At 37.9% G+C, this 2,505-nt stretch carries 3 protein-coding genes; all 3 read left to right on the top strand.

Going from position 1 to position 2,505, the window contains the following annotated elements:
- Positions 1 to 171 precede the first annotated feature (171 nt).
- The 3 genes from K5G00_RS29100 to K5G00_RS29090 all read left to right on the top strand — a co-directional run bounded on the left by K5G00_RS29100 (position 172) and on the right by K5G00_RS29090 (position 2,490).
- A complete protein-coding gene (locus K5G00_RS29100) occupies positions 172 to 840 on the top strand; it encodes a hypothetical protein (RefSeq protein ID WP_238770078.1) in 669 nt (222 codons plus the stop codon).
- 129 nt (positions 841 to 969) lie between these two features.
- On the top strand, positions 970 to 1,272 hold the full coding sequence (locus K5G00_RS29095) for a helix-turn-helix transcriptional regulator (RefSeq protein WP_238770076.1): 303 nt from the start codon (positions 970 to 972) through the stop codon (positions 1,270 to 1,272).
- Positions 1,273 to 1,320: 48 nt separating this feature from the next.
- Positions 1,321 to 2,490: a virulence-associated E family protein gene (locus tag K5G00_RS29090; protein ID WP_238770074.1), complete on the top strand. Its 1,170-nt coding sequence runs from the start codon at positions 1,321 to 1,323 to the stop codon at positions 2,488 to 2,490.
- Positions 2,491 to 2,505: the final 15 nt, after the last annotated feature.

The following is a 2,505-nucleotide window of genomic DNA, read 5'->3' as shown; positions in this document are numbered from 1 at the left end:
AATGTTATTCAGCATTTCGAAGTCCAATACTGCTCAAACAGCGACAAATGCTACCACTGCAACAGCTTACCCTTGTTTTCATTTGCCTGATTAAGTAATTTTACTTCCTTGATTTTAATGCTGTTGAAAACAGAAAACAAAGCCATTTAATACTTAAAATCATTACCGCCAATGGAAACAATTATTCAGAAAACAGGAAAGATATTATACGTGCTCAACCGAAAAGGGAAAAGATTACTCAGTACCCGGGTTTTAAGGAACCATACTTCAGTGATTCTGTTTATAATGCTGGTTTGTTTAGTTACTTTTCTGACAATATTTTGGGGACTGGGATACCGGGCTTCCCGAGTTATTGTATATACGTCCGCTGCTTTGACAGCTTTGTTTGTTGCTTTAATTTTTATTGGCTCCTGGCATGAGGCCAGGCGGCTCCGCCAAAACGAGATTATATCCTGTTTCCTTTTTAAACGTGGTAACATAAATGGAATTCAATTGCAGGATTTGGGATTTTCTGATTCCGACTGCGGGAATCTGAACCTGATCCTGAATAACCTCGCTCCAAAACATAAAATTGATTTTAAACTGGTATCAGACAACCGGGCTGCTGCTGACTATAAAAAATTGTTTCGAATCCTTCATTTGCTGATTGATGGAGGAATCAGGGATTTCAAAAAAGAGCGCAAAGAAATGTTGTTCAAATTCATCGAATCTACCTTTACTTTAAATGGTTCTGAAGTTAACCGGGCGAGTTTAAACTCGCGTTTTTCAGAGTGGGTAAATGAAAGTAAAACGGAATTTTCAGAGAACCTGGATCCTTTTCGAAAAATTCTGGGACAATAGACGGTATTTTTCCCGTAATTACCCCGTAATGTAAATTACTGTCTTGATTTACTGCCACATATAGCTACATATTTGCTGATGGGATTTTCTTGCATCAAGCGTCATTACTCATTAATAAATATGTCAACTATGGAAAATCAAGCATTTATTACCAAACAAGTTCTAAACGAATTAAAACAAATCAAAACCCTACTGGCTGAGAATAAAACCGTTTTTAATGTTGAAGAGCTGGCCCAGTACACCGGGCTTTCAAAAAGCAAAATTTACAAGCTGCTCAGTAAAAAACTTATTCCAACCGGAACCAATGCTAACATCCGGCAAAAGTTCTTTTATAAAAAAGACATCGATCTTTGGTTGATGGGTATTTCCAAAGAAGAACTGGAAGACGAGGAGAAATTCAACCAGATGCTATCCAGAAACCGAAAGTATTAAAACCGGCATTCGCTGCCTTTTAATGTTAGATTTTAATCCAGTATGGTTATGGAAGAAAAAGAATCCGGTTTATACATTGCCAATAATCCCAAAAAGAAAACAGTTTTTGATTACACATCAGATTATCTTTTTGAAAAATACGACATCAGGTACAATGAAATATCTCATGACTATCAGATTTCTTTAATTGGAGAAAACCAATGGCACTATCTTAATATCAATTCACTGATTATTGAACTCACAAAGGCCGGTATCGAGATATCGCCTGGCAAACTGGAAATCTTTATCAAATCAGAACTCATTGCAAAACATAATCCGATCCTGAACTATTTTGAATCATTAAATAAATGGGATGGCATTGACCATATACAGAAGCTGTGTTCTTATGTTCCTACCTATGAAGATGAAGCCTTTCTGTATCACTTTCGGAAATGGTTGGTACGAGCAGTCAGGTGTGCCCTGGAACCTGACTATTTTAACAAGCAGGCTTTTATCCTTAGCCACAAGGGCCAAAGCTCGGGAAAATCAACCTGGTGCAGGTTTCTTTGTCCCCCACTACTTTCGGAATATATGGCTGAAGACATCAGCAACGATAAGGATGCACGTATTCAACTTTGCCGGAATTTTCTGCTTAACCTCGACGAACTGGCGGTTCTCTCCAGAAAAGATGTAAATGCACTAAAAGCCTTCTTTTCGAAAACTTTTATCAATGAAAGATTACCTTACGATAAAAAGAACACTACGCTTCCACGGATCTGTTCATTCGTGGGATCTACAAATATGGCATCCTTTCTCAGCGATGAAACCGGTTCTGTTCGCTGGCTGTGTTTTGAACTTCGTGATAAAATTGACTTTACCTATTCAAAAGAAGTGGATATTAATAAGGTTTGGAGCCAGGCTTTTCATTATGCCTATCAACTGGAAGAATTTGACGCAGAACTTTCGTTAAATGATGTAACTGAAAACGAGGAGCGAAATAAGAAGTACACCCGGCTTTCAACCGAACAGGAATTAATTGCAAAGTATTATGAAAAATCCCAGGATATGGAAGATTTTGTAACTGCATCGGATGTTGAAATAGCTTTGAGCTATCTAAACCTGAGATTGAACCACATCAATATTGGTAAAGCTTTGTCGGGATTTAATTTTCAGCGGGTAAAACACCCCAAAAGACAGGTCTGGGGGTACCTGGCCCGATCAAATATTAATTCCAGCTAAATGACAGTTTTCTGC

This window comes from Maribellus maritimus (assembly GCF_022267315.1).
In the GTDB taxonomy this organism is placed as follows: Bacteria; Bacteroidota; Bacteroidia; order Bacteroidales; family Prolixibacteraceae; genus Draconibacterium; species Draconibacterium maritimum.
This window is presented reverse-complemented; position numbering and strand designations above follow the sequence as displayed.

What these genes read in the sequence shown, in the direction of transcription:
- K5G00_RS29100 (WP_238770078.1), top strand. Translation starts at nt 172, where the DNA reads ATGGAAACAATTATTCAGAAAACAGGAAAGATATTATACGTGCTCAAC.
- K5G00_RS29095 (WP_238770076.1), top strand. Translation starts at nt 970, where the DNA reads ATGGAAAATCAAGCATTTATTACCAAACAAGTTCTAAACGAATTAAAA.
- K5G00_RS29090 (WP_238770074.1), top strand. Translation starts at nt 1,321, where the DNA reads ATGGAAGAAAAAGAATCCGGTTTATACATTGCCAATAATCCCAAAAAG.